The following is a 504-nucleotide window of genomic DNA, read 5'->3' on the forward strand; positions in this document are numbered from 1 at the left end:
AGTTTTTGCACCAGAACCATATAAAATACATATTTATAAAAATATTTTATTTTACCATCTTTAAGGAGGATAATTATGGATAAAACAACTGAAGAAGAATTTAATTATATCGATTACTGGGAAAATAATTATGCCAATGGAGGAACTTCAGGAAGTGGATCATATGGAATGTTAGCAGAATTCAAGAAAGATGTAATTAATGAATTAATAATTGAAAACCAGATTCAAACTGTAATTGAATTTGGTTGTGGCGATGGTAACCAATTAAAATATATGGAATATCCTAACTACTTAGGTATGGATATTTCACCTACATCTATAGATATATGTTCAAAAATGTTTACAAAAGATAACACAAAAAATTTTTTATTATACAATCCTAAATATTTTATTAATAAAGGATATTTCAAAAGTGATTTAGTAGTATGTTTAGATGTTTTATATCACATCACAAATGAGACTGATTTTCAAAAAACTTTAGACGATATTTTTTCTTGTAATTCT

At 25.0% G+C, this 504-nt stretch carries 1 protein-coding gene; it reads left to right on the forward strand.

What is annotated here, in order from left to right; translation table 11 throughout:
• Positions 1-75: 75 nt before the first annotated feature.
• A partial coding sequence (locus tag KI356_RS22420) for a methyltransferase domain-containing protein (RefSeq protein WP_212936504.1) occupies positions 76-504 on the forward strand: 429 nt, incomplete at its 3' end.

The sequence above is a fragment of the Bacillus hominis genome (assembly GCF_018332515.1).
Lineage (GTDB): Bacteria > Bacillota > Bacilli > Bacillales > Bacillaceae_G > Bacillus_A > Bacillus_A hominis.